Below are 25,993 nucleotides of genomic sequence, written 5' to 3'. Positions count from 1 at the left end.
GATAGAAACATGGATTTTAGCGATTATCTGGAAACGGTGCTTAAGCAACGTCAGCAACAGGCCAATAAACCGGTCCAAAATAAGCAGCAACCTGTCTGGCTGCAACAGCGTATGGAAGACAAAACCAGCCAAAGTACGGCACGTGATGCAATAGCCAAAGCCCAGGAGGATGCCTCTGTTCGAGCCGAACAGGAAACCAAAGCCCCTCATGTCAGAATTAATGGCCGCTACATGTCACAGGAAGAAGCACAGGCTAAAGCAAAATTGCAAACTCAGGCAGCGCCTGCTAATGCCGACAGAATTGCCTATATTGAATCGCTCAAAAAAACACTACGTGCCAAAAAGTATCAATAATCACCCGCCTGCCCGCCTGCTTCCCGTCGAGATGTGACAACGTCACTATAGCTTTTGTGCCTTTCATCTGATTTTCAGCCTCAGTGGGGTTGAAAATAACCTCATTCGACTATGCTTAAACGAGTAAACATTTTTAACTGCAAGGGATGCGCTGACCAGCAGTAATCTCTGACCAATAAGCAAATAGTTGAACGTTTATAAAAACAATGACGAAAAAGCAGGGCTTTCATTCACTAAAATTTATGGAGTGACAGACATGTTAGGTGAAAATCACGCACTCTTCATTGAGTTCCCCGAAATGCAGGACAAAATCACAGAGTTGAAGACCTGCGACGAAAGCTTTAAGGCCATGTCAGACCGATATCACCAGCTTGACCATAGAATACGGGGATTGGAATGCAGCAACATTCCCACCGAAGATCACCACTTCACCCAACTGAAAATGGAGCGTTTGCAGCTTAAAGACAAAATTTACAACATACTCATGAACTGAGGTTGTCAGCTTTTCCCTGGCTCCACCCTCTGCTATCCAGGGGGTGGAGAACCTTCCCCGCCAAACACCATCATCACCTGCCTCAAGCAAGCTATTTGTAACAAAACATTGCTGTCCGGTATTTTAATAACATTTATTGATAGAATCCGCGCCCTCAACAACAAATACATCTTTTTTTGATTGCTACCAAGAAAAGTTTAGTAAAGCAGTTGCCGTTCCGGCATTTAGAGAGACCTATGAAAACATTTGATCGCGCCAAGCAAATCCTGCTGGCAGGGTTCTGTATTAACTTGTGTATGGGCATTTTGTATGCCTGGAGTGTATTTAAGAAAGCCTTAGTGGTAGATCTTGGCTGGTCAAACGCCGATGCGTCCCTGCCCTATACCGTTGCTATCATTACCTTTTCTCTCTCATTGTTACTAGCCGGTATTCTTCAGGACAAAATCGGTCCGCGTAAGGTCTTGCTGCTCGGCACGACCATGGTTGGCCTGGGTATGATTGTATCCAGCTTTGCCACCACACCACTGCTGCTGGTGCTGACTTTCGGGGTATTGACAGGTTGCGGTATTGGCTTCGGCTATGCCTGTTTAAGCCCTTCAGCAATGAAATGGTTCCACCCTTCGAAGAAAGGCATGGTAAACGGACTGATCGCGGCCGGTTTTGGCCTGGCTGCTGTGTATCTGGCGCCGCTGACATCATCCCTGATTGCCGATTACGGTATTAATCAGAGCTTTCTGATCCTCGGCATCGCTGTACTGCTGGTCGCTGTCCCTCTGGCATGCACTATCAACAACCCACCGGAAGGCTACCAGCCGGAGGCGCCATCTGCCATCGCGGCCTCTGCCAATCCGGCACCAGCTGTTAACATGACCTGGCGCAGCATGGTGAAAACACCCCAGTTTTACTCCTTGTGGGTGATGTACGCCTTTGCCTCCGCGGCAGGCTTGATGATTATCGGCAATATTACTTCTATTGCAGCGACTCAGGCCGATCTCTCTGACGCGGCGTTTCTGGTGGTGATTCTGGCTGTGTTCAACTCAGGTGGCCGTATCGCTGCCGGTATACTGTCAGACAAAATCGGCGGCGTTAAAACGCTGATGATTGCCTTTATCATGCAAGCCATCAACATGGTGATGTTCGCCACCTTCGACAACGAGTTCAGCCTGATTGTCGGTGCTGCCGTTGCCGGGGTTGGCTACGGTACTCTGCTTGCCGTTTTCCCATCGATCACAGCCGATTTTTATGGCCTGAAGAATTACGGTGCTAACTATGGTGTTCTATACACTGCGTGGGGTGTCAGTGGCTTCATTGGCCCAGTGGTAGCCGCCGTAGCAGTCGATATGACCGGCACCTACACGCTGGCCTATTCTGTGTGTTCTGGCATGCTGGCAGTCGCGGTTCTGTTGTCATTCATCACCAAGCCTGTCACCGCACAAGTAGCTAAAGAGAAGCTAGCGACAGCCGCATAACTGTACGCCTGACTCTTACTGAAAAGCACAGCCAGCCGGCTGTGCTTTTTTATTGTCACTTTTTCAGAAAGAGAAACGGGACAGACAAAAAAAACCCGGTTCCAAAGGGACCGGGCAAACAAATAGTGGTGAAAATGTTCCTGATGGGAACAGGATATGCGCTATTAGCGTACCGCTATGGAAGACTGTGCGATTGGCTTAACAACATTCTTCACGGGTACTCAGGTAGCAAATAGTTAAGGCGTCCAATTTTTGGTTTGATTAAGCATTTTTTCAATCAAATCACTGAAGTCGCGTATTCGAGTGATGAATCGATTGAGACAACCAAATTCAAATATTTCCTCTTTACAATCTGTACCATCCTCATTGATCCCACCATCATGCTGGCATACGCCACCGCTGGATTCCAGAATCGTCAACTCGGGCGCTTTTCTGCTCTGAATTCAATCTGTTTATATTGGAAAACAACACTGGTTTTTCACGTTCCGCAGCATAGGCTCACGCCTGCCAACAGGTGTGAAAACAGAATCAAAGTTGTGAGACTCATCTAACCGAAAACTAACGAACTAGTTCGCTAGTTTGATTTGCTTTCATAGTAGGGATATCATCGTTTTCGCGTTAAGTCGATATGCATCTATACACTATGCATTTGAATTATTAGGTATTGAATCAATATGATGCCTGACAATGCATCAAATGATTCAAATTCACTTGGAGTATTCTTCCACCATGGTCAGTACATTACTTCTATATTGCATCGCTTCATTTACCGTGACCGTCATTCCGGGGCCGACCATGCTGTTATCTCTATCGAACGGTGTGAGTAAAAATAAGAAAATTGTACTTTATGGCATTTTAGGGGCTGCTATCTCTGACGCAATTTTGATCAGTGCTGCCGGGCTGGGACTGGGGGCATTAATGGCGGCTTCTGAAACCCTCTTTCTGACCGTCAAATATTGTGGCGTGGCTTACCTGCTGTGGCTGGCATACCAGTTGTGGCGCAGTACACCTTCAGCCGGCGCATTAACAGCAGACAAACTCAAAAGCACACAAGTGCACAGCCCAGCAGCAGCGTTCCGGCGCAGCCTGTTCGCAGCCCTGTCAAATCCAAAGGGGCTCCTGTTCTTCGGCGCCTTTCTGCCTCAGTTTCTGGATTTAACAGCGCCGGTTTTCATGCAATACGTGCTCTTCGCGGTGGCTACCATCGTGATTGATGTCGCTGTGATGCTGGTTTACGCAACGGCAGGTTTTCAGGCAGCAAAGTATTTATCGGTCAGTCGCCTGAAATCGCTCAACAAGACCTGTGCTACCGTGCTGGTCGCGATGGCGTCGGGGTTAGCATTCTATAAAGAAGCGGCCTGAGAGTTTTTCACTTCAAAAACAATCACCAACGCCATAGGCGGTGGTTTAGGGGTGACAAAGAAAAGCGCCCGCGGGCGCTTGTTATATGGATGGACGTTTGTATCTGGCATTGATCAAATCTTCAATGAGCTTTTGATCTTTTCTGGCCTGCTCATAACGTTGTTTAGCTTGCCAGCGCTCCATCACGGTTTCCAAGCCTTTTACCTTTACCTGACTTTGCTCCAGCGCCTTTTTCGTGCGCTGACTTTCTGCGTGCATCAGCGCCATTTCGTGCTGCTGATGGGAAATCAGGCGGCTGAGCATAGTATTGACCTGAGTGGTGTTCTGCAGCGCCAATGCGTTCAACCCGGCGCTTCCTTCTTGCTGACAGCCCGATTTCAGCCCGGCCAGCGCCTGTAGTTGCTGGGCAAAAAAGCCGACCTGATCTTGCTGACGTGCAAAGTGCTGTCCGTGACGATCACGCTGCTGCTCAGCAATCTGCTGAAGCTGACTCACAGCTTTCAGTCTGCCCTTCATCACACCGTCTCCTAACCTTACTGCGTTTGTGTAAATAACTCAGCAAGCCGAACCAGCGACTGTTGGTAGTCAGTCACTTCATCAACCTGCTGAACCAGAAAATCTTTGAGTTGCGGAAACACCTGGACAGACAGATCCAGTTCGGCATCTTGTCCGGGCTGATACCCGCCTAAAGGCAACAGCTCTTTGACTTGCAAGTAGTTGGCATTGAGCTGCCTGAAACGGTTTGCCACTGTGACATGAGAGTTTTCGGTACAGCTGCTCATACAGCGGCTGATAGAGGCATTAATATCTATCGCCGGATAATGCCCCTGCTCTGCCAGCGTACGGGATAACACCACATGACCATCAAGAATGGCACGGGCAGAGTCCACCACAGGATCCTGCTGATCATCGCCATCCGCCAGTACGGTGTAAATTGCCGTCAGGCTGCCATCCGGGTGCTCACCGTTACCGGCACGCTCAAGCAACTGAGGCAATTGGCTGAACACTGAAGGCGGATAACCACGAGAAGCAGGCGGCTCACCCAGGGACAAGGCAATTTCACGCTGCGCCATGGCGTAACGTGTTAAAGAGTCCATCAGCAGCAGGACATCTTTGCCTTTATCGCGATAATATTCCGCTACGCGGTGACACAGTTTAGTGGCACGCAGGCGCATTAAAGGGGATTCATCGGCCGGCGCCGCTATCACCACAGCCCGCTTCATACCCTCTGCACCGAGATTGCGCTGTATGAATTCCCGGACTTCCCGGCCACGCTCACCAATCAGACCCACGACAACAATATCGGCTTTGGTGTTTTTGGTGATCATGCCCATCAGGACACTCTTACCCACGCCACTGCCTGCCATGAGTCCGATCCGCTGGCCTTTGCCCAGAGTCAGTAATCCGTTGATTGCACGTATACCCACATCCAGCGGTGTATCAACCAGGCGACGCTTTAACGGATTGATCGGTGAAGGGTTCAGCGACACTTTCTCTCCGCCTTTTAGCGGGCCAAGATCGTCAAATGGCTCGCCAAGACCGTTAACGACCCTGCCAAGCCAGTGATCACCGAGCGCGACTGTACTGTCGCCGTCCAGCGGGACGACCCTCGCTCCGGCGTACAGCCCGCCTAACTGCCTCACGGGCATCAAATACGCCACGTCGCGGTCAAAGCCCACCACCTGGGCTTCAATGGCTTCACCATCATCCGTTTCAACCAGACAGCGCTGTTCCAGTCTGAACTTACAGCCAACGGCCTGAAGCATCAGGCCGTTGACTTTGACCAACCGCCCGGTGACCCGGGCAATCGGAATGGATGACATGGAGGCGATAGCATCATTCAAACGATCATGAAATGCACCGTCACTCACTGATACTCTCCGCCGTTTCTGCTGTTGCGGTATGGCTGGCTTCAGCCGCCGGATTCTCCAGCAAGTGCTCGCGCAGCGTTTCCATACAGGCTTCCAGTCTGGCATCACTGCTGGCATCGGCTTCTGCTTGATCCGTTACCAGCTGAACACCGCCGACAGGCATTTCTTTGTTCGCGACCAGTTTCCAGCTCGGGTGCAGGGTGGGACTGAGATTGGTAATACGCTCAAGATCCTGCGGATTAAGATTGATCACCACCTTGTCGCTGTTACCCGGCATGCTGTCTAAGGTTTCTTCCACCAGCGCCAGAATTTGCTGCGGCATCAGTGTCAGCTCTGCACGAATAACCTGCTGGGCAACTTTCTGCACCAGGGAACAAATCTGCTCGCGCTGAGCATGTTCCCGCTCATCCTGCCATTGCTGAATATGCGCCTGCAGTGCCTGTACCGGCGCAATGGCAGATTCATATTTTTCGCGGCCCTGGCTTTCGCCTTTGCTGTATCCCTGCTGAAAACCGTCTTGCTGACCTAAGGTAAAGCCTTGCTGGCGACCCTGCTCAACACCCTGACGCAGGCCTTCTTCATGGCCCCGCTGCAAGCCTTGCTGAAACCCTTCTTCCAGCTGTTTTTGCAAAGCTGCCTGGTGTTCCTTGGTATTGAACTCCGCCTGGGCGACATAATTGTCTGCATCCTGTGCACCACTTTCGTGCTGTACAACAGGCTTCACCATGGGCGGAAAGCGGTGTGAGCGGTATTCACCAGGATTCAGCTGCATCACTTTTACTGAACGCATCACTTACTCCACTGTTTGTTCCTGATACAGGCTCAGTTCGATCTCACCGGCATCGGCCAGTTCACGAACCACTTGCATAATATCCTGGCGGGCTTTCTCAACCCGGGATAATGGCATCGCACCACGCATGGCCATTTCATCATCCAGCGAGTTGGCCATACGCTGTGGCATGGACTGTTTGATTGCCACTTGCAGCTTGAGCTCTGCCCCTTTCAGCGCGGTTGCCCACAAGTCGAGCGGAATTTCCTGGATCAAGCGATCCATCGTTGCTTCACGCTGACGGGAAAGGATAACGAAGTCGAACATATTTTCTTCGATTTCGCTGACCACTTTTTCGTCATGCAGTTTCAGCATTTCCATCAGCTGAGCACGATCACCCTCAAAGCGGTTAATAATGTCGGCAGCCTGCTTGGCACCCAGCACCGATGCGCCCTGACCGCCCGAAACCTGCTGGATACAGCGGTCGATCAACAGATGCAGATCTTTGGCGATCTCATGGTCGATTTCACTCAGACGGGCGACGCGGTAAATCAGTTCATCATGCTGCTCTGACGGCAGTTTCGCCAGCACCTGAGACGAGGTTTCCGGCGGCAGATAAGCCAGGAAAATCGCCTGCATCTGCGGGTGCTCCTGACTGATAAATTTTGCAATAACGTCAGTATCAACCCACTGCAGGCGCTGCATGTTATTTCGCAGCTCATCGCCATAAATACTGTTCAGTACACCTTTGGCAAGATCATTGCCCAGGGCTTTCGACAGTGTGTTCGACAGATAATCTTTCGACGCGCCGCGAATACCACTGTGGTCGCGAAAATCATCGAAAAACCGCTGAATCACGACCTTGGCGTTCTCACTTTTGATGCCAGTGAGTTTCGCCATGGATCGGGTGACGCGTTGTACTTCATCGCGGGAGAAATAACGCAGAACCTGAGCGGCTGCATCCTCTCCCATGCCCAGCAAAACCAGCGCTGTTTTATCCACGCTGCTTAAGGTTTGCATGTCTGCCGGATTAGTTGTCTCGGTTGTGCTCATTTCCATTTACCCATTGTTTGAGGACTTCAGCAACGCGCTGCGGTTCTTCGCTGGCAATTAATGTCAGATGTTTCAGTTGGATGTGCAAAGGCGAACCTGAAGGCGGCAACATCATCTCAGCATCTGCATCCAGTCCGTTGGTGGTATTGCTCAGGCCTCTGTCGGACAGACGTCGATTGAGTTCATTCTCCTGCGCCTGCTCATCGAGCTCTTTGCTCAGAATGTTGTCTGGCAAAGTGGCAATGTCCATTTCCTGGCGTGCTTTGTCCACACCGGTCAGGTGACGAATCAGAGGACGCAGAACAAAGAAGATCATCGCCAGTCCCAGCAAGCCGCCAATGATGTAACGCAACGGCTGCTGTAATGCTGTATCCTGCCACCACGGCATAGGGGCAACAGGTTCAATGTTGACCGGGGTAAAGTTGAAGCTCATCAGGCTCAGGCTGTCGCCACGCTCGGCATTCAGGCCGACCGCTTCAGAGATCATCTGGCTGATTTCGGCTTTCTGTGCCTCATCCCAGACGGCACCGTCCGGCGCAACAGCATTGTTCAGCAACACAGACACATTCAGTTTCTTAATTTGCCCCTGCTGGTACTGGGTATGCCTGACACTGCTGCCTAATGCAAACTGACGATTCACTTCAGAGCGCTCACTGGTGTTCTTCGGTGCCTCACCTTCACCTTCTTCTTCAACCGTTGGTGGCTGATTGCTCAGTGAACCCGGCACCCCTAAGGCAATTTTATCGGTTGAGTTGTTCTCAATGCTGTGTTCTGAACGGACAACCGGATTGTCATCCACCATTTCACGGGTTTCTTCAATGCGGCTGAAATCCAGATCGGCCGCCACCTGCACCCGGAAGTTGCTCGGGCCGAGAACCGGAGTCAGCATGTCAGAAGCACGCTGAATGACCTGCTTCTCCAGATTCTTTTGATACTCCAGATATTTGGTATTCATTCGGCCGGACGTTTCCGAGCCGATATCGGCGCTCAGTAAACGACCGAACTGATCCACCACTGAAACGTGTTCAGCCGTCATGCCGGTGACACTGCCCGACACCAGATTCACAATCGCTTCCACCTGTTCAGGTTTGAGATCTTCACCCGGCTTAAGCTCCACCATGACAGAGGCCGTGGTCTTCTCCGTGTTCTGGCGCACAAACAGAGTCTGGCGTGGAATCGCCAGGTGCACACGGGCGTTATTGACGACATTAAGTGAAATAATGGTACGGGCCAGTTCCCCTTCCAGACCATGACGGTAACGTGCCGTTTCCATAAACTGGCTGGTACCCAAAGCAGAATCAGTCTGAAGTGTTTCCAGACCGGTCGGCAGTTTGGCTTTCACCCCTTTGGCGGCCAGTAACATACGGACCTCAGCAACTCGGCCGTCTTCTACCAGCACCTGACCATTGGTTTCCTGTAAGCGGTATGGAATGCCTTCCGCTTCCAGTACAGAGATAATCTCGCTGGTATCAAAGCGCTCCTGCTGACTGTAAAGCGGGCGATAGCTTTGTGTCGACGTCCAGAGTGCAACCACTATGATAGCGGCAACCACAGCCGCCAGCGCAGCAGACAAAACAAGATTACGCTGGCTGCTGTACCAGGCGCGTTTAGCCCGATCCAGCAGAGAATGATCAGAACGGTTGGCAGCAGTCAGTTCCGCTGCCGCTGCTTGAGTAATCATGGTCATAATTTACACCGGCATCTTCATTACATCTTCAAACGCACCGACCACCTTGTTTCTTACCTGCATCAAGGCAGAAAAAGACAAACTGGCCTTCTGGCTGGCAATCATCGCGCCAACCAGATCATCACTTTTCCCGGTTTCAACCGCCGTCATCTTCGCACTTGCAGCGGCCTGATGGCCGTTTACCAGGTCAAGCACTTGTGTCATGGCAGAAGAAAAAGCAAGTGGTTTAACCTGTTGGTCTAATGGATTGGCTTTCACAGCAATGTTCTGCTCAGCCTGAGCTTGCATGAGCTGCATTTTATCCAGCATTAATTGCTGGGCGGTGGTCGTCTGCGTCAAATTCGTCGCAAGCATACTTGTGTCTCCTGATCGTTAGGCTGCTGAGCCAATTTGTGAAATATCAATGCCTTGCTCACGCATTGCCGCCAATTTGTAACGTAAAGCCCTTGTCGTCACACCCAGTGCTTTTGCCGTGAGTGTTCTGTTACCCTCATGCTGTTTAAGCACGTCCAGCACATACTGATATTCGGCCTGTTTCTTCGCACCAATATGGCCCTGTTCTGTTCCTGCGCTGCCCGCTGATGCTGGCATATATTCAGGTTTAATCGCCTGAATTTTGCTGCTGTCTACCGGCAGCATGAGATCCTGGGAGGTCACGAAATCGCCGTGCCTCATTACCAATGCGCGCTGGATAATGTTTTCCAGCTCGCGGATGTTGCCCGGCCAGTGGTACTGCATCATCATCTGCTGGGCATCCGCGGATAGCTGGCAGGCACTGCCTTGCTGATACTTACCGATGAAATAATCGGCCAGCGGAAGAATATCCTCAGGACGCTCGCGAAGCGGTGGCCAGTGCAGAGGTAACACATCCAGGCGGTAATAAAGATCTTCCCGGAACACCCCTTCCTGTACCGCGACACGAAGATCTTTATTGGTGGCGGCTATCACCCGGATATCGAGCTTGATGGTTTTATGGCTGCCCACACGCTCGACTTCGCGCTCTTGCAGCACACGTAATAACTTGGCTTGCAGCGCCGGCGACATTTCGGCAATTTCATCCAGCAAAATGGTGCCGCCGTTTGCTTCTTCGAACTTGCCGCTCTGGCTGCCGGTTGCCCCGGTAAAGGCCCCTTTTACATGGCCGAATAAGACAGCTTCAAGCATGGATTCCGGGATAGCAGCACAGTTCACCGCGACAAACGGCATCTTGCTGCGTGGTGACTGCTGATGAACATAGCGCGCCAGCACTTCTTTACCTGTTCCTGATTCGCCGGTGATCAGCACACTGGCATGCGTACAGGCCGCACGGTGGGCCAATTGCAAAATCTGCTTACTGCGCCAGGATTGCGCCACTATGTCAGACATGGGCTTTTGCAGCGCTTCAACCCGGGCAATCAGGCTTAACAGCTGACTGGGTTCGAACGGTTTTAACAAATAATCCGTTGCACCGGCTTTCATCGCTTCCGCCGCCAGCAAGCCTTCGTGCTGATCGACAATCGCAATGGCAATCCGGCGCTGCTGTGTGTCCGCCACTGTCTGGCTGTAGCGAACCCATTCGGTCAGTGACATATCCGGCAGCGAGGAGCTGACCAGAGTGATCGCCGCCTGGCGTGACTGCAAGCCGGCTTTGCCGGATGTCAGATAATCCACCTGATAGCCCGCCTGCTCCAGCACCTGAATCACTTGCTGAGCCTGCTGCCTGTCCGGTTCAATGAACTGAATTGTCTTCGTAATCATTACTGAACCCTGCTTTCATCATTGTTGCCAGCACGCATAACACGCACTGTTACCCGACGATTTAACGCTTTCCCTTTCGCCGTTTCGTTATGGGCGATCGGATAGCGGGAACCATGTGCCCTGATTTGAATCAAGCTGTCTTTTACGCCGGCTTCCCGGAGAAAACTGGCCACATCATCGGCACGGACTTTAGACACCTGCACATTGCCCAGCCTTGAGCCCACATTATCTGAGTGACCATCAATCAACACCTGATTGACTGACGTATCAAGACGAATGTATTCAGCCAGATTTGACAGCGTTGCTTTTTGCTCAGTGGAAACTGTGCGTTGTCCCAAATCAAACTGAAACACCAGGTCACGAGCCTGTTTGTACGACATGGCCGGCAGGCGGGAACGACAGAGAGTAAAATCAGCCAGTGCCGGTGCCATATTAACGCTCGATAGCAGCAAATCGACCGGGGTATTGTTGTTCTGATAGAGCATCCCAACCCGCGCCCACTGGCCAGCTGTCATACCGTCAAGCAATGCATCAACTGCATGAGTGAACGACACTTCAGTCGGACTGACTTGCTTACCCGGGCTCAGAGATGTCTGCTTAGGTGTCGCCACCCAAGGACCATCCTGCAGATACAGACCTGCAGATTGAAACTGAACCACAGGTCGCATAGGCTTCACTTTCAGCGTCAGATTTTCCCCGGCATTCGCGATAAAGCTCACCTGACCGAAATTATCCACCTGCTGATTTAATGAACAGTGAAATTTGTCGCCTTGGTATTTCCACTCGACAAGATCCATCGGTGTTGAAACAAGCTTTGCTTCAACCGAACCTGCCGCAAGAGCAATAAATAAGAATGTGTATTTCTTGAGAAATGAAATTAACATTTTTACCCTTCTCAGATTTTGGAAAAAAACCAAAATTCATTTTTTAATCATAATATCCAACTTAGCCACAAAATATTAAACAGCCAAATTGGTTTGTTGTTTCTATATATTTGTTTCTTGCTCAAAATCACTTTAATAAAATAAAGGTGATCTTGATTCAATTTATATTTGACGCCACTCTGACACTAATTTGACACCGTACCGACATTCTATCCGTCAGAATGATTTTTTTGATATGGCTTCAAAAACAGCTACTTGTGGCAAGCAAAACCTAACAAAACACAGGGTATTTCAAAGGCGGCCATAAAAGTCTCATCAATTCATATATAAGAAAACCCTATAAATGAAGATATAATCAACATGTGGACTAACATCACAAATTCAAAATCAATAACTAAAACACAGGAAATAGCTCAGGCTAGACTTAGCGAAACTAATAGTGGTTTTACCAAAATAGAAGTAAATTAAATCCGCAACAGTTAATAAGTTGCATATGAGTTCTGACGGATATGCCAATATGAAAAAAATTGAGTTAAACAATGCTCAACATTTCCCCACACTGAACGTTGAACATTTAGGGCGCCCAATCCATGTCATCCGGGAAGAGTTGCAGAAAATCTTTTCGCAGGCAGATTCGTCAATTACCCAGGATTTACAACGCTGGGTGAAAGACAAAAATCTGACCATTAAGCTGGCTGACATTCAACTCTCCAACCGGGATGCCACGGATCAAAGCAACAATGCCTCTGTCATTCGGCATCAAGCCGGAGGGCTGATTGAAGCGCAACTGGATACCCAGTTGTTACTGGCGCTGTCGGATAAATTTTACAACGCCGATATCGATCGCAGCGATGCCGGTTACGCGAATTCGACGCTGACAGCCAGTGACCTGCGTCTTCAACAGCGATTACTGCAGCGTATTTGTTCACTAGTTGCCGATGAGAAGGCGTGGCAACTGACCGATGATGGCATGACTTACGGTGTCGGCTTACTCGCCACTTTCACTGTGAGCTACCGTAAAAAAGTGGCGGCGTTCCGCCTGTACTTCGATGAAAACATGCTTCAGGTGCTGATGGATGATATGGCGTTCCAGACCAACCATCACCTGAGCGATGATTTCAGGCTCGCGCTGGAGAATACGCCGGTTCAGCTTCATGCCACGCTTTGCCAGAAAAAAATGCCGCTGGATGATGTGCTCAAGCTGCGTCCTGACGATGTACTGAACATTGATCTCCTCACCAATGTGCCGGTGCGTATCGGACAGGAACATTTATTTAACGGATGCGTGGCCGACAAAGACGGCCAGCTCGTCCTGATTCTTAAAGATAAATAATACTATTACAGGATTGAAACATGACTGATTTGAATGAGATGACAGACGTAAACGCATTCAGCGAAGACGATCTGAACTTTGACGATCTGAATTTGGACCAGCTGGATGATGATATTGAAACCGAGCAGGATTCAGCTGCTTCGCCCTTTATTCCCTATGACGACGTGCCTTCACGCGATATCAATTTCTTCAAAAAAATCCCCGTCACTGTCACGCTGGAAGTGTCCAGTACCGAAGTCTCGCTGGGTGAACTGATGAAAGCCGGTGAAGGCAGCGTGATTGAGCTGGATAAGCTCAACGGCGAACCACTGGATGTCAAAGTCAATGGATCGCTGATGGGCCATGCCGAGGTTGTTGTGGTCAATGATAAATATGGTCTGCGCCTGATCGACATCGTGGATTCGCCGCTTAACTCCGTGGAATCCTGATGATGCTCCGCAGTACCTGTCACCGAATAGCCCGCACAGGCGGGCTATGTATCACCGGTTTTCTCGTATTTCTTCTGTCTTCACACCCGGTATTTGCGGCTGAAAGTGGCGGCCTGACACTCATGACAGTGTCTGATGGTGCCGCCAATCAGGAATACAGCGTTAAGCTGCAGGTGCTGCTCTTAATGACGGCGCTGAGCTTTTTGCCCGCCTTCCTGCTGATGGCCACCAGCTTTACCCGGATTATCATAGTGCTGGCCATTTTGCGTCAGGCGCTCGGCCTGCAGCAGAGTCCGCCTAACCGGGTTCTGGTCGGCATAGCGCTGGCGTTAACCTTGCTCATCATGCGCCCTGTGTGGACAGACGTCTACGAGCACGCTTTCAAGCCGTATGACGCAGGCCAGATGACCTTGATGGATGCCTTTGCAGTGGCAGAAAAACCCGTCAAAGATTTCATGCTCAAGCAAACCCAGCAAAGTTCTCTGGAACAAATGCTGCACATTGCCAACGAGCCCATCAATCAGAACGCTGAAGATCTGTCGTTTGCCGTCGTGTTACCCGCTTTCGTGATCAGTGAACTGAAAACGGCATTCCAGATTGGTTTCATGTTGTTTATTCCCTTCCTGATTATCGACCTGGTGGTTGCCAGCGTCTTGATGGCGATGGGTATGATGATGCTGTCACCTCTGATCATTTCTTTGCCGTTCAAGCTGGTTATATTCGTGCTGGCGGATGGTTGGGCAATGACGGTTGGCACACTCGCAGCCAGTTTCGGGTAGGAGAACAACATGACACCGGAACTCGCTGTTACCCTGTTTTCAGATGCCGTGTGGATGATCATTACCATTGTGACGGTACTGGTCATTCCTGGGCTGCTTGTCGGGCTGCTTATTGCCGTGTTTCAGGCGGCAACGCAGATTAATGAACAGACCCTGAGCTTTCTTCCGCGCTTATTGGTAACCCTGCTGATGGTGATTTTCGCCGGCCACTGGATGATCCGAAAGCTCGTCGACCTGTTCACCTATCTGTTCCATAACATTCCGGGAATGATTGGCTGATGGATCTGACCTTTGCGCAAATCACAGCCTGGCTGGGGCAAGTCTGGTGGCCCTTTTTCCGCCTCGGGGCGGCGCTCGTGGCTATGCCCTTTTTTGGCGACGGCGCCATTCCGATTTGGATAAGGCTGCTTTTTGCCTTGTCGATCAGCATTCTGATTGCGCCACTGATGCCAGCGATGCCAGCTGTGGATCCCCTTTCCCTTAAAGCACTGGTGCTCGCCTTCGAGCAAGCGATCTGGGGAGTGTTCTTCGGATTTATCATTCACCTTTTATTCAACACCATGACCATGCTCGGGCAGATTGTCTCTATGCAAATGGGCCTGAGTATGGCGATCATGAATGACCCGGTGAACGGCATGTCTGTCGCCCTGCTCGGCCGCCTGTTCCTGATGTTCAGCACCTTGCTTTTTCTGGCACTGGACGGCCATCTGATCGTGATTGATATTCTGGTCCAGAGCTTCCATATCTGGCCAGTCGGCGCTGGTATCAGTGAAGCAACGCTGCACCAGATTCTGTCCATGGTTGGCTGGATGTTCGCCTCAGCACTGGCGCTGGCCTTACCCGCCATCGTTTCCATGCTGCTCGCCAACATCAGCTTCGGTGTCATGAACCGGGCCGCGCCCAGCCTGAACGTGTACGCATTAGGCTTTCCAATGACCATGCTTTTAGGCCTGTTCAGTATTCTCATTGCTATCAGCGGTGTACCCAGCCGCTATACCCAGTTCGTGCATACCACCTTGCAGGAGCTGACCTATTATGTCGCAGGAAACGGCCTATGAGTGACCAGAGTACGCAGGACAAAACAGAAAAAGCTACGCCCCAGAAAATCCGTAAAGCCAGAGAGCAGGGGCAAATCCCACGGGCCAAAGATCTCACCGCCGCAGTGATTTTTATCGTTGTGGTGTATTTCTTCTCGGTCCAGCTTGAGGCCATCTGGGATGCGCTCAGCGGTGTGTTCCGGTTCAACATGCAACTGACCCGCGAAGATCTGCAGTCACCCTGGCAAGGTATTGAACATATGGGGCAAAGCCTGGCTATTTTGATAGAACTGCTGCTGCCACTGTTTGCGGTCATACTGTTAGCGGCTATCGCGGGAAGTCTGATGCTGGGCGGCTGGCTGTTCTACCCTGCCGGTGTGCTGCCAAAACTGTCGAAGATCAGTCCGATTGCCGGCATCAAACGTATGTTCTCGACACGCTCACTGGTTGAACTGCTGAAATCGACCCTCAAGGTGACCGTTATCTTCTTGCTGCTATATACCTATCTGGATTCTCATCTGGCTGAGCTGATGGCGATGCAGAACCTGCCCTTGCGCCAGGGCGTTGTCGCCGTCATGAGTATCCTTTTCCACGGTGTGCTGCTGATGGGCGTTGCGCTGATCATATTTGGCTTGCTTGATGTCCCCTACCAGCGCTGGGAGCACTTAAAGCAGCTGAAAATGACCAAGCAGGAAACCAAGGAAGAATACAAAAACAACGAAGGCCGGCCGGAAGTGAAACAGCGTATCCGCCAGATTCAGCAACAGTTTGCGCGGCGTAAAGTGGAAAAAACCGTGCCTCAGGCAGATGTAGTGATCACTAACCCAACCCACTATGCGGTCGCCATCAAATACGATCCGACTATGTACGACGCCCCTTTCGTGGTTGCCAAAGGGGTGGATGAAATGGCCCTGCATATTCAGCGTATCGCCCGCGAAAACAATGTGGAAATACTGAATTCCCCGCCACTTACGCGTGCTATTTATCATACCACTCAGTTGGAACAGGCCGTGCCGAACCAGCTGTATATCGCCGTGGCGCACATTCTGACTTATGTCATGCAGCTCAAAGCTTTCCGTACCGGGAAAGGCGGCAAACCACAGGCATTACCGACTTTTGCGATTCCACGCCACTTACAGTATTAAGGCAGGAGAGAGATCAAACCCATGTTAAACAGGCTACCTAAATTTAACCATTTAAAGCGCAGCTATATCAGTATTCCTGCTGCTCTGCTCATGATACTGGCCATGGTCATGCTGCCCCTGCCCCCTATGCTGCTGGACGCCATGTTCACCTTCAACATAGTGCTGGCAATCATGGTACTGCTGGTCAGTACCACGGCAAAACGACCACTGGATTTTTCTATCTTCCCGACCATCTTGCTGGTGGCTACGCTGCTGCGTCTGACGCTGAACGTAGCGTCCACACGGGTGGTGTTGCTTGAAGGTCACAATGGCGGCGATGCGGCCGGTAAAGTGATCCAGGCATTTGGTGAAGTGGTGATCGGCGGTAACTATGTCGTCGGTATGGTGGTCTTTGTCATTCTGATGATCATCAACTTCGTGGTCATCACCAAAGGTGGCGAGCGGATTTCAGAAGTCGCTGCCCGATTTACCCTCGACGCCTTGCCGGGTAAACAAATGGCCATTGATGCCGATTTGAATGCCGGTTTGATCGATCAGGAACGTGCCAAGCTCCGCCGGAAAGAAGTCGCCAATGAAGCCGATTTCTACGGCTCGATGGACGGTGCGTCAAAATTCGTCCGTGGTGATGCCATCGCCGGCCTGCTGATTCTGTTCATCAATATTATTGGTGGTATCAGCATTGGCGTGTTCGAATACGATATGACGGGCGCAGAAGCGTTCAAAACCTTTGCCTTACTGACTATCGGTGACGGTCTGGTTGCACAGATCCCGTCCCTGCTGCTGGCCACCTCAGCGGCGATTATCGTAACGCGTATCAATGACAGCGATGATGACATGGCTGAGTCGATGCGCAATCAGCTGCTCGCTTCCCCAACCACTTTGTTCACTGCCGCCGCGATTATGGCGATTGTCGGCAGTGTGCCGGGTATGCCGCATCTGGCATTTTACGCATTCGCTGCCGTACTGGCCTATTCGGGCTGGCGACAACTCAAATCACCCACCCATGATGATCAACTGGAACAGGTTGAACAACTTGGCTACGCCATGCGCCGTGAAAGCGATCAAGTGCTGGCCTGGGATGATATTCCGCATGTTCAGAGCCTCTCGCTGCACCTGGGTTTCCGTCTGGTCCATCTGGTCAATAAAGATCAGGGCGCGCCGCTGTCGCAGCGGATCCGGGGGATTCGTAAAACACTGTCCGAGCAAGTGGGTTATCTGCTGCCTGAAGTCAGTATTCAGGACAACCTCAGCCTGCGGCCAAACCAATACACCATCGCCGTACAGGGTGAGATAGTCGAACAAGGTGAAATTGAACCGGATCGCCTGATGGCCATTGCTGTGGGTGAAACATACGGTGACATTGACGGCATACTGGGTACTGACCCGGCCTATCAGTTACCGGCCGTCTGGATTGAGCCCGGCGACAAAGCCAAGGCACTGAATATGGGTTATCAGGTCATTGATGACGCTACCGTCATCGCTACGCACCTGAGTAAGGTAATGAAAAACAACCTGGCCGATTTGTTCACCCATGATGATGTCGACAACATGATCCACCGCTTGTCGCTGCAGGCACCGAAACTGGCCGAGGCACAGGGCAATGTCATGACACCGGCTCAGCAACTCAAGGTGTTCCGTCACTTACTGCAGGATCAGGTGCCGGTCAAAGACATACGCACCATAGCCAACACCATGCTCGACAGTGCAGAAAATACCAAAGATCCTATTTTGCTGGCCGCCGATGTGCGTTGTAGTTTACGCCGCACTTTAGTCAACCTGATTAACGGTGACCGCAAAGATCTGAACGTGTACACCTTGTCTGATGATCTGGAGCAGATTTTGCTGACATCTTTGCAGCAGGCACAGTCAAACGGCCAGGCCATGCTGGACAGTTTCCCGGTTGAGCCCAATATCCTTCAGCAATTCCAGCAAAACCTGCCATTAGTCAAACAGCAGCTTAAGCAGCAAAACCTGCCTCCGGTTCTGCTGGTGATGCCACAACTTCGGCCACTTCTGTCACGTTATGCGCGTACTTTTGCACAAGGTCTGGCTGTCTTGTCATATAATGAGATTCCAGAACACAAGCAAATCAATGTGGTAGGAAACCTTGGCTAAGTTGTTTACCGATGCCGCGTTAGGCGAGCATGCACGCGGGCTGCTGATTCAGGCAGCCCAGACTCCGGATGATCACATTCTGCTTGAGGCCATGCAGCACAATGATATACGTCATGTCTGTCAGCCGATAAGACACACAGAAACCAACGAGGTCACATTCCAGCACCTCACTTTACGGTTCGGCAGCAATAACGAGCAGAGTGTCTACCGTTTCGACCTGTCTGAAGAGATGCGTTATGCGCTGGATTTGTTCGGGCTGCTGCTGGCTGTCAGGCACATTAAATTTCAGCAAGAAACCATTCATACCAGCCTGATTAATCCGTTAGTTGTGCCCCTGCAGGTGGAAACCTTGCTGAAATGGGAACCCGGCCAGCATTTTTTATCTTCCCTGTTTGAACACCATAGCCAGGCGATGCAGGACGTCGTGCCCTGCCTCCAGCTTTTTCAATCCGATTCAGATACCGGGCAGTTAGGTAAACTGCTGGGCTGGTTACATGACACCTGCCCGGCGTTTTGGGTGGATATCAGGCTGCCAACCGCCTATCTCCCTCTGCTGGAAACGCATCCACCCGCAGCCATCAAGATTGCCCAATTCAATGAAGACACCAGTTTCAAGCAAGGCTTACTGCCGGTCATCCGCTTTTTGAAACAGTGCCATGTCGAGTTTGTCGCCGGACGCGTGGCCACTCAATACGATCTGATCCGCTTCCGCCGTCTGGGTGCGGGTTATTATTTCGGGTACATCAGCGATATACCCACCTCCTTCTCCGCACCGAGAAAATTTAAACTCGTTAAATAGCCCCTCAACACTGTTATTTATAACGCTAGTATTTATAACGCCAGAATTTACAACGCCAGCACTTCAGCTGGCGTCTTGCTTTTTGTTGTTGCCCGCCAAATATTGAATCTCGATCACAACTCTTTGCTACCTATTTACCTGGCTCTTTTCTGTCTTTACCTAATCCTTCACTCATTCAGGTGTAGACCATTTACTCTAACCAGCACTTTGGCTGATTATTTCATTGCCCGGTTTAATAAAATTGAAACCTCATACCATGGCTTTTACAGCTGGAAACTGTGAATTTAGCAAATTTTTCAAAATTTATTTTAGCATTCCATATAAAAATCAAGTTACTGATTTTTAATAAATTTATCTCATGAAACCCAGATAAAAAACCGCTAAACATCAAGATGAAATCATTTTTTTTCACTTTTCTGATTAATGTTCTCAGAGCCTCTTCCGCCTCATATTAGCGAGTAGGAATAACGGCCACACAGAACAACAAACTGATTTGTGTGCCGATATAAACCAATATAAAGAAGCAATACTTAGGAGAATTTTCATGGCTCTATCAATGCACACCAACTACGCATCTCTGGTTACGCAAAACACCCTGAACGGCACAGGCAACATGCTGAACACGGCCATGGAGCGTCTGGCGACTGGCTACCGTATCAACTCTGCTGCTGACGATGCGGCTGGTCTGCAAATCGCAAGCCGCCTGGAATCTCAAACTCGCGGCATGTCTGTTGCAATGCGCAACTCTCAGGACGGCATCTCTATGATGCAAACGACTGAAGGTGCACTGGACGAAGCAAGCAACATCCTGTACCGCATGAACGACCTGGCTACTCAGGCAGCGAACGGTACTAACTCAGTCAACGATCAGGAAGCTCTGTACGCAGAATTCACTGAACTGACCAGCGAGCTGGGCAGCGTAATGGCCAACACTAAGTACGCTGGCGAAACTGTGTTTGACGCAGCGGGCGTGAAAGGCGGCGGTATCGTACTGCAAATCGGTGGTTCTTCTGCTGAAACTCTGGACTTCGCTACTTCTATCGATGGTAAAGTTGGCGCAGCAGTAACTATGCTGGAAGCAGGTGGTACTATCGCTTCTCTGGGTACCTTCGGTGACACAGGCGCAACTGTAGCGGCTAACCAAACTGCTGCACAGACTGCAATGGACACTATCCAGACTTCTCTGGACACCATCGGTGGCGCACGTGCTGCTCTGGGTGCGAACATCAACCGCCTGGAACACACCATCACTAACCTGGGCAACATGGTTGAGAACACCTCTGCTGCGAAAGGCCGTATCATGGATGCTGATTTCGCTGTTGAAACCTCTAACATGACTAAGAACCAGATGCTGATGCAAGCCGGTACTTCTGTACTGTCTCAAACTAACCAGCTGTCTGGCATGGCAATGTCTCTGCTGCGCTAATCAACTGATTAGTCTCAGATACCTAGTCAAAGTCACTCCAATGTTCAAAGCCCCGATTTTCGGGGCTTTTTTTCGTCTCCCCCCTGAATGTCCCACCTTGAATGATGCTAACGCTTTCCCCTCCTATAAGGACAGACACATGAGCCTCCTATCAGGACAGGCATGTTAACCAGTAACTCCATTTTTATCAGGACAGACATATTACGAAACAGCAGCACGCAGCCAGCCTATCAGTCATTCTCCTACACATCATTCCTACAAGGACAGGCACATTAAGAAAAATACAACTTCATCAATTTCATGATTTTCGTACCTGGCCCGAAATTCTGAACTTCTCCCTTTCGTCTGCGCTCAAATACATATACTGTGAATTCATCCAGTATCAATCAATCATTACCAATGACAACAGCACGTAGCCAACTCATTAGTGTAGAAGCAACGCCCTATTACCATTGTGTTTCCCGCTGTGTTCGGCGTTCATTTCTGTGCGGATATGACGAACTTACCCAAACCAGCTATGAACACCGGCGGGGCTGGGTTGAAAAACGGTTGAAACGGATTGCCAGTGTATTCTGTGTTGATGTTTGTGCTTACGCCATCATGAGCAATCATTACCATGTCGTTCTGCATATCAACAAAGATCAGGCTTATCGCTTATCAAATCACGAAGTCATTGATCGCTGGCTCACCATACATCGTGCTCCCATGCTGATTCAACGGTTCTTAAAAAGCGAAAACTTATCTGAGATCGAGCAAAATGCTTGCTTGGCCATCATCCAGACCTGGCGGGAAAGACTCTGTTCCATCAGCTGGTTCATGCGCCTGCTGAATCAATACATAGCAAGCGAAGCTAATCGTGAAGATAACTGCACCGGCCACTTTTGGGAAGGACGTTTCAAAAGCCAGGCATTGCTGGATGAAAAAGCCCTGGCTGCTGCAATGGCATACGTTGATCTAAACCCCATACGAGCCGGAATCGCAGACACACCAGAAGCCTCCAGCTTCACTTCAGTGAAAGCACGCATAGAATCGCATCGGAAAGATCAGATAACGGCCCCATCTCTTTTTCCCTTCGCCGGTAATCCGCGAAACGATATGCCGGAAGGACTGCCATTTAGCCTGGCAGATTATCTTGAACTGGTTGATTGGACAGGACAACAAGTCAGAGGAGATAAGTCCGGACATATACAATCAGCTCAGCTTCCTATCCTTGAGCGACTTGGTATCAAGGCTGATTCGTGGCTGGATGTTTGTACAAATATAAAAAAATGCACACTCATTGGTTCTGCAGCTGCAATTCAAACAGCATTACCCAAGTTTAACAGGCAACGGCGAACCGCTTTACAAATTCCATAATCCTGACCCGCTACACTGAACTCTCTGCACACAACACATTGAATGTCATATGTACGCTACACTCTCCTGAAAATCAGACCAGAGACAGAAGAGCCGCTGTTGCTATCAACAACTGTAAATCAATATTATTAAGATGCTTTTAACAGCAATTCGGTGAAATCAACACAAAGCACACTACCTTTTTCAGGCCGATGACCCAAAAGGCCGATTGTGACTGTCCTTGTAACCCAAAGTGACTGTCCCTTTAAGCCCGCCCGATTTTCATGAAAAAAAAGAGCGCTTGAAGCGCTCTTTTCATTTCTTTTCGGGTGATTGAGGAATTAGGCCGTCGCGTATCCCTGTGCTTCAGGTGTCGGCGCTTTCGCGTAATCTTCTTCACCCACACTGTAACAAAGATAGTAAATCGCGCCCTGCTCTCCTGCCTTCGTATCTCCCATCCCGGAAAGGACAACCACCTGAGCCCCCAAATCCTTCAACGTATTATACTGACTCTCGTCGATCGTCAGTGCTCCCAGATCGATGTCTTTCTTGATTGGGTCTCTGTCACGGATTTTGATTGTGACTGGCCCACGGTCCAGCGGGAATCGATAGTAATAGGATTCGCTTTCAACAAAAGCGAACTGGTCTTCGTCCGTCATTTTGATATTCGACCCCGACTCCGGCCAGAAGGCACCACCCGTTGGATCGCTTTGCGCATCGTCAAGATGCTGGATATACACGTCATCATCGCCTTCAATGATTTTCGCAAGCCATTCGATCAACGCCGCCTCAAACTTGATCACGTAAGAGGCAGCATTAAAGGCATCAGACATCAGCTGTGCCTTTGGCGTTTTGATTTCACCTAACACTTCAGCTGCCGCAGCTTCCGCCTGAGAGGTATAATCAGCAACGGTATCAATCACTTCTTTATTACAGCCACAGGATTGTTTTTCACAGTAAATCCCAAGCACGCGCAGACTTGGCAGAGGTTTGTTCATCACCCGCCAATAGATATTGTACTTGCCGTATTTATCATGTGAGGGCTGATCAATTTCATTGCAAATGTCGGACGTCGTGACTTTCGCTGTGTCACGCGTAATCGTCATCGTGCCGAGGTCATCGTCCTTTCCTTTGCTCATATCTGATTTATCCCGCTCCCAGAGCTGGAATTCAATCTTGTGCAAGCCACTGGCCGGAACCACAATATCAACATTCCGATGACCGTCCTCATTGGATGGATTCATTTCCAGTGGGCTGTCGTGGTAATAGTATTTTCGCTCGAACTCATCAGGATTTGACGGATTCGAATAGGTCCGTACTTCAAAGTACACTTCATCGTGTGCTGAACCTTCGTTGGTCTTTGAAATACATTCGATCTTATTAAATTGAACTGAGTAAGCGTATTGCTCCACGTAACTCTCCTTAAACGTGATTGTCATGCCCAGCCTCCGTTTCACCGAAACGATGCCTGAGCATTTACCTGAAAGACAAAGAACACCCGCGATACGTACTTTGAGTTGAAAGCTATATAGCAGGGTTAAATCTTCCGAGTGAATACCATAGAGGAATAAAACAAGTGCTTTTTTGCATGCCTGGTATGCCTGACAAACAAAAAATTACAATAAAGCCTAAACGCAGTATGCGTATAATTGCAATTCAATCTACTTCACAAACTCTATGGCAGATCGCATTTCGCCGCAAACGCGTAAACTCAACTCGGCATCAGTTCAATTTCAGTGATACCAGAACGACGGTTCATGTGCAGGTTGCATCAGGTGCAATGTGCAGACATCTCCAACATTCCCGCAAAAACTAACAGTTCAAAACAATCGGACTCAAATTTATTACATCACCTCAGACATGTTGATAGGTGTTTAAAAACAAAAAATTACCTTGATATGGCTCTAAAGGTGACTGTCCTTTTAAGTCCATTTAAGTCCCTTTTCAGTCACAACTGTCCGAGAGGAGGTTGCACTCAACAGCATTGTGCTTTTCCGCATAGCTCGCAAAATTGAAATCTAATATCAATCAATCTCAACAATATTTTTCTCCATATCTACCCGAAATTTCTGCGCATAACGTTAATGAAACGCCGTAACTAAGCAGTTCATCATGAATATTTCATTCTCCCTCGGCGCCGAACACTTTATTGATAGTTTTGTGACAACCCTGCGTTACGCATTGATGAAAAAGGATACTTTCGCTTTCCATCCAAACTGGCCTAAGTTTTGTTGGTTTAACAAAAATCTCCAGGGAGGAGAATATGAAAAACACAACAACGTTATTGGCTTTACTCATTTCAGCTGTCTGCAGTCAGGCATATGCTGAGGACAAAGTCTGGATATCCATCGGGTCGGATGCCAGCCAGACAGTGAAATCTGTCATGCAGCACAAAGCGCAAGCTATATTGCCAGAGTCATTGGCCAGCAGCGGGCCGGTGTGGGTAGGACAAGTGGATTACAGCCAGTTGGCTGAGTTATCGCACCACATGCATGAGGACCATCAGCGCTGCGGCGGATACATGGTCCATTCCTCGGCAGAAAGTGCCATTGCCGCCAGCAATATACCGCAGTCACTCGCGGTTTTTCAGATTCCTGACATCAGCCAGCAAGACACAGTCAATGCCTGGTTGCCTCAGGTAAGTTCACAAGCCATTACCGGCACAATCAGTTCACTGACCAGCTTCATCAACCGTTTTTATACCACCACTTCAGGTGCGCAAGCATCTGACTGGCTGGCCAGTGAATGGCGTTCGCTGAGTGCTTCGTTGCCCAATGCCAGCGTTAAGCAAGTTTCGCACTTTGGTTACAACCAGAAATCTGTCGTATTCACAATAACAGGATCAGAAAAGCCGGATGAATGGATCGTACTGGGCGGTCACCTGGACTCCACCATCGGCTCGCATACCAATGAGCAGAGTATTGCGCCCGGCGCCGATGACGATGCATCCGGCATCGCCAGCGTAACGGAAATTATTCGCGTGCTGTCGGAAAACAATTTCCAGCCTAAACGTAGTATTGCCGTTATGGCTTATGCTGCGGAAGAAGTGGGATTACGTGGCTCACAGGATCTGGCCAACCAATATAAAGCGGAAGGCAAAAAGGTTATCTCTGCTCTGCAGCTGGACATGACCAACTACAAAGGCTCGGTTGAAGATATTGTGTTTATTACTGATTACACAGACAGTAATCTGACCACTTTCCTGAGCCAATTGGTTGATGAATATCTGCCAAGCTTAACCTACGGGTTCGACACCTGCGGCTATGCCTGTTCAGATCACGCTTCATGGCATAAAGCCGGTTATTCTGCAGCTATGCCCTTTGAAGCAAAATTCAACGACTACAACCCTATGATCCACACACCGAACGACACGCTGCAGAACTCAGATCCCACAGGTTCACATGCGGTGAAGTTCACTAAGCTGGGTCTCGCCTACGCCATTGAAATGGCCAATGCTACAGGCGGAACCCCACCGCCGCCGACAGGTAACGAGCTCAAAGATGGCGTACCGGTTAACGGATTGTCCGGTGCAACCGGCAGTCAGATTCGGTATAGCTTCGAGCTGCCCGCTCAGAAAACACTGCAGATCAGCACATCCGGTGGTTCGGGGGATGTTGATCTCTATGTGTCATTTGGCTCGGAGGCCAGCAAGCAAAACTGGGATTGCCGTCCATACCGGAACGGAAATAACGAAGTCTGTACCTTTGCCGGGGCCACACCGGGCACTTACTCCATCATGCTGGATGGCTATCGCCAGTTTTCTGGGGTGACACTTAAGGCGTCAACGCAGTAGTCTGCGCTGACTCACCAGCAACAGGGGGATGTTTCCCCCTGATATTTTATCCCACCAAGGTTACCGGAAACCCGGGTTTCCGGTTCTTTATCGTTAGCTCTCCCCCCTGTCCCTGATTTCCCGT

Annotated in this window: 24 protein-coding genes; 15 read left to right on the top strand and 9 right to left on the bottom strand. The window is 49.9% G+C overall.

The window, feature by feature from the left end:
• The first annotated feature begins 9 nt into the window (after positions 1–9).
• From IFO68_RS14500 to IFO68_RS14485, 4 genes are all read left to right on the top strand, one after another.
• A complete protein-coding gene (locus IFO68_RS14500) occupies positions 10–354 on the top strand; it encodes a hypothetical protein (RefSeq protein ID WP_027252341.1) in 345 nt (114 codons plus the stop codon).
• Positions 355–610: 256 nt separating this feature from the next.
• Positions 611–847, top strand: a complete 237-nt coding sequence (locus IFO68_RS14495) for an HP1242/YdcH family protein (protein ID WP_192016565.1) — start codon at positions 611–613, stop codon at positions 845–847.
• Positions 848–1,083: 236 nt separating this feature from the next.
• Positions 1,084–2,316: an L-lactate MFS transporter gene (locus IFO68_RS14490; protein ID WP_192016564.1), complete on the top strand. Its 1,233-nt coding sequence runs from the start codon at positions 1,084–1,086 to the stop codon at positions 2,314–2,316.
• Positions 2,317–3,003: 687 nt separating this feature from the next.
• On the top strand, positions 3,004–3,678 hold the full coding sequence (locus tag IFO68_RS14485) for a LysE family translocator (RefSeq protein WP_330872753.1): 675 nt from the start codon (positions 3,004–3,006) through the stop codon (positions 3,676–3,678).
• Between the two features lie 81 nt (positions 3,679–3,759).
• Here IFO68_RS14485 and fliJ read toward each other — a convergent pair whose 3' ends face one another.
• Genes fliJ through IFO68_RS14445 form a run of 8 tightly spaced genes read right to left on the bottom strand, consistent with a single transcriptional unit; the run spans position 3,760 to position 11,679 of the window.
• Positions 3,760–4,194, bottom strand: coding sequence for a flagellar export protein FliJ (gene fliJ / locus IFO68_RS14480; protein ID WP_218384747.1), 435 nt, complete (start codon positions 4,192–4,194; stop codon positions 3,760–3,762).
• Between the two features lie 17 nt (positions 4,195–4,211).
• Complete coding sequence (gene fliI, locus IFO68_RS14475; RefSeq protein WP_303460018.1) at positions 4,212–5,549, bottom strand: flagellar protein export ATPase FliI; 1,338 nt, start codon at positions 5,547–5,549, stop codon at positions 4,212–4,214.
• Positions 5,542–6,339, bottom strand: coding sequence for a flagellar assembly protein FliH (gene fliH, locus IFO68_RS14470; protein WP_225445239.1), 798 nt, complete (start codon positions 6,337–6,339; stop codon positions 5,542–5,544). Before fliH ends, fliI begins: the two co-directional genes overlap by 8 nt.
• Positions 6,340–6,342: 3 nt before the next feature.
• On the bottom strand, positions 6,343–7,371 hold the full coding sequence (locus IFO68_RS14465; protein ID WP_192016562.1) for a flagellar motor switch protein FliG: 1,029 nt from the start codon (positions 7,369–7,371) through the stop codon (positions 6,343–6,345).
• Complete coding sequence (fliF, locus tag IFO68_RS14460; RefSeq protein WP_192016561.1) at positions 7,349–9,058, bottom strand: flagellar basal-body MS-ring/collar protein FliF; 1,710 nt, start codon at positions 9,056–9,058, stop codon at positions 7,349–7,351. The genes IFO68_RS14465 and fliF overlap by 23 nt, the downstream gene beginning before the upstream one ends.
• Before the next feature lie 3 nt (positions 9,059–9,061).
• A complete protein-coding gene (gene fliE, locus IFO68_RS14455) occupies positions 9,062–9,412 on the bottom strand; it encodes a flagellar hook-basal body complex protein FliE (protein ID WP_192016560.1) in 351 nt (116 codons plus the stop codon).
• Positions 9,413–9,430: 18 nt separating this feature from the next.
• The gene (locus tag IFO68_RS14450) at positions 9,431–10,795 is read right to left on the bottom strand and encodes a sigma-54-dependent transcriptional regulator (protein WP_192016559.1); all 1,365 of its coding nucleotides are present in this window, start codon (positions 10,793–10,795) and stop codon (positions 9,431–9,433) included.
• A complete protein-coding gene (locus tag IFO68_RS14445; protein ID WP_192016558.1) occupies positions 10,795–11,679 on the bottom strand; it encodes an OmpA family protein in 885 nt (294 codons plus the stop codon). Before IFO68_RS14445 ends, IFO68_RS14450 begins: the two co-directional genes overlap by 1 nt.
• Before the next feature lie 517 nt (positions 11,680–12,196).
• Between IFO68_RS14445 and IFO68_RS14440 the strand changes: the two genes are divergently transcribed.
• The 10 genes from IFO68_RS14440 to IFO68_RS14395 all read left to right on the top strand — a co-directional run bounded on the left by IFO68_RS14440 (position 12,197) and on the right by IFO68_RS14395 (position 22,097).
• Positions 12,197–13,012, top strand: a complete 816-nt coding sequence (locus IFO68_RS14440) for a FliM/FliN family flagellar motor switch protein (protein ID WP_192016557.1) — start codon at positions 12,197–12,199, stop codon at positions 13,010–13,012.
• A 29-nt stretch (positions 13,013–13,041) separates the two neighbouring features.
• A complete protein-coding gene (gene fliN, locus IFO68_RS14435; protein ID WP_027252352.1) occupies positions 13,042–13,440 on the top strand; it encodes a flagellar motor switch protein FliN in 399 nt (132 codons plus the stop codon).
• Positions 13,440–14,219, top strand: coding sequence for a flagellar type III secretion system pore protein FliP (gene fliP / locus IFO68_RS14430; protein ID WP_036759474.1), 780 nt, complete (start codon positions 13,440–13,442; stop codon positions 14,217–14,219). Before fliN ends, fliP begins: the two co-directional genes overlap by 1 nt.
• 9 nt (positions 14,220–14,228) lie before the next feature.
• Positions 14,229–14,498, top strand: a complete 270-nt coding sequence (gene fliQ / locus IFO68_RS14425; protein ID WP_027252354.1) for a flagellar biosynthesis protein FliQ — start codon at positions 14,229–14,231, stop codon at positions 14,496–14,498.
• Complete coding sequence (fliR, locus tag IFO68_RS14420) at positions 14,498–15,277, top strand: flagellar biosynthetic protein FliR (protein ID WP_192016556.1); 780 nt, start codon at positions 14,498–14,500, stop codon at positions 15,275–15,277. Before fliQ ends, fliR begins: the two co-directional genes overlap by 1 nt.
• The gene (gene flhB / locus IFO68_RS14415) at positions 15,274–16,401 is read left to right on the top strand and encodes a flagellar biosynthesis protein FlhB (protein ID WP_192016555.1); all 1,128 of its coding nucleotides are present in this window, start codon (positions 15,274–15,276) and stop codon (positions 16,399–16,401) included. Before fliR ends, flhB begins: the two co-directional genes overlap by 4 nt.
• 21 nt (positions 16,402–16,422) lie before the next feature.
• Positions 16,423–18,516: a flagellar biosynthesis protein FlhA gene (flhA, locus tag IFO68_RS14410; RefSeq protein WP_192016554.1), complete on the top strand. Its 2,094-nt coding sequence runs from the start codon at positions 16,423–16,425 to the stop codon at positions 18,514–18,516.
• Positions 18,509–19,315 (top strand): hypothetical protein, encoded by an 807-nt coding sequence (locus IFO68_RS14405; RefSeq protein WP_192016553.1) that lies wholly within the window; start codon positions 18,509–18,511, stop codon positions 19,313–19,315. Before flhA ends, IFO68_RS14405 begins: the two co-directional genes overlap by 8 nt.
• Positions 19,316–19,859: 544 nt before the next feature.
• Positions 19,860–20,741 carry a lateral flagellin LafA gene (gene lafA / locus IFO68_RS14400; RefSeq protein ID WP_192016552.1) on the top strand — a complete coding sequence of 294 codons (882 nt, stop codon included), beginning with the start codon at positions 19,860–19,862 and terminating at the stop codon, positions 20,739–20,741.
• A 399-nt stretch (positions 20,742–21,140) separates the two neighbouring features.
• Positions 21,141–22,097 (top strand): transposase, encoded by a 957-nt coding sequence (locus tag IFO68_RS14395; RefSeq protein WP_192016551.1) that lies wholly within the window; start codon positions 21,141–21,143, stop codon positions 22,095–22,097.
• 320 nt (positions 22,098–22,417) lie between these two features.
• Here the strand turns inward: IFO68_RS14395 and IFO68_RS14390 are convergent, their stop codons facing one another.
• The gene (locus tag IFO68_RS14390; RefSeq protein WP_192016550.1) at positions 22,418–23,515 is read right to left on the bottom strand and encodes a hypothetical protein; all 1,098 of its coding nucleotides are present in this window, start codon (positions 23,513–23,515) and stop codon (positions 22,418–22,420) included.
• 824 nt (positions 23,516–24,339) lie between these two features.
• Between IFO68_RS14390 and IFO68_RS14385 the strand changes: the two genes are divergently transcribed.
• Positions 24,340–25,869 (top strand): M28 family metallopeptidase, encoded by a 1,530-nt coding sequence (locus tag IFO68_RS14385; RefSeq protein ID WP_192016549.1) that lies wholly within the window; start codon positions 24,340–24,342, stop codon positions 25,867–25,869.
• The last annotated feature ends 124 nt before the right edge of the window (positions 25,870–25,993 follow it).

It is taken from the genome of Photobacterium arenosum (assembly GCF_014841115.1).
Lineage (GTDB): Bacteria > Pseudomonadota > Gammaproteobacteria > Enterobacterales > Vibrionaceae > Photobacterium > Photobacterium arenosum.
This window is presented reverse-complemented; position numbering and strand designations above follow the sequence as displayed.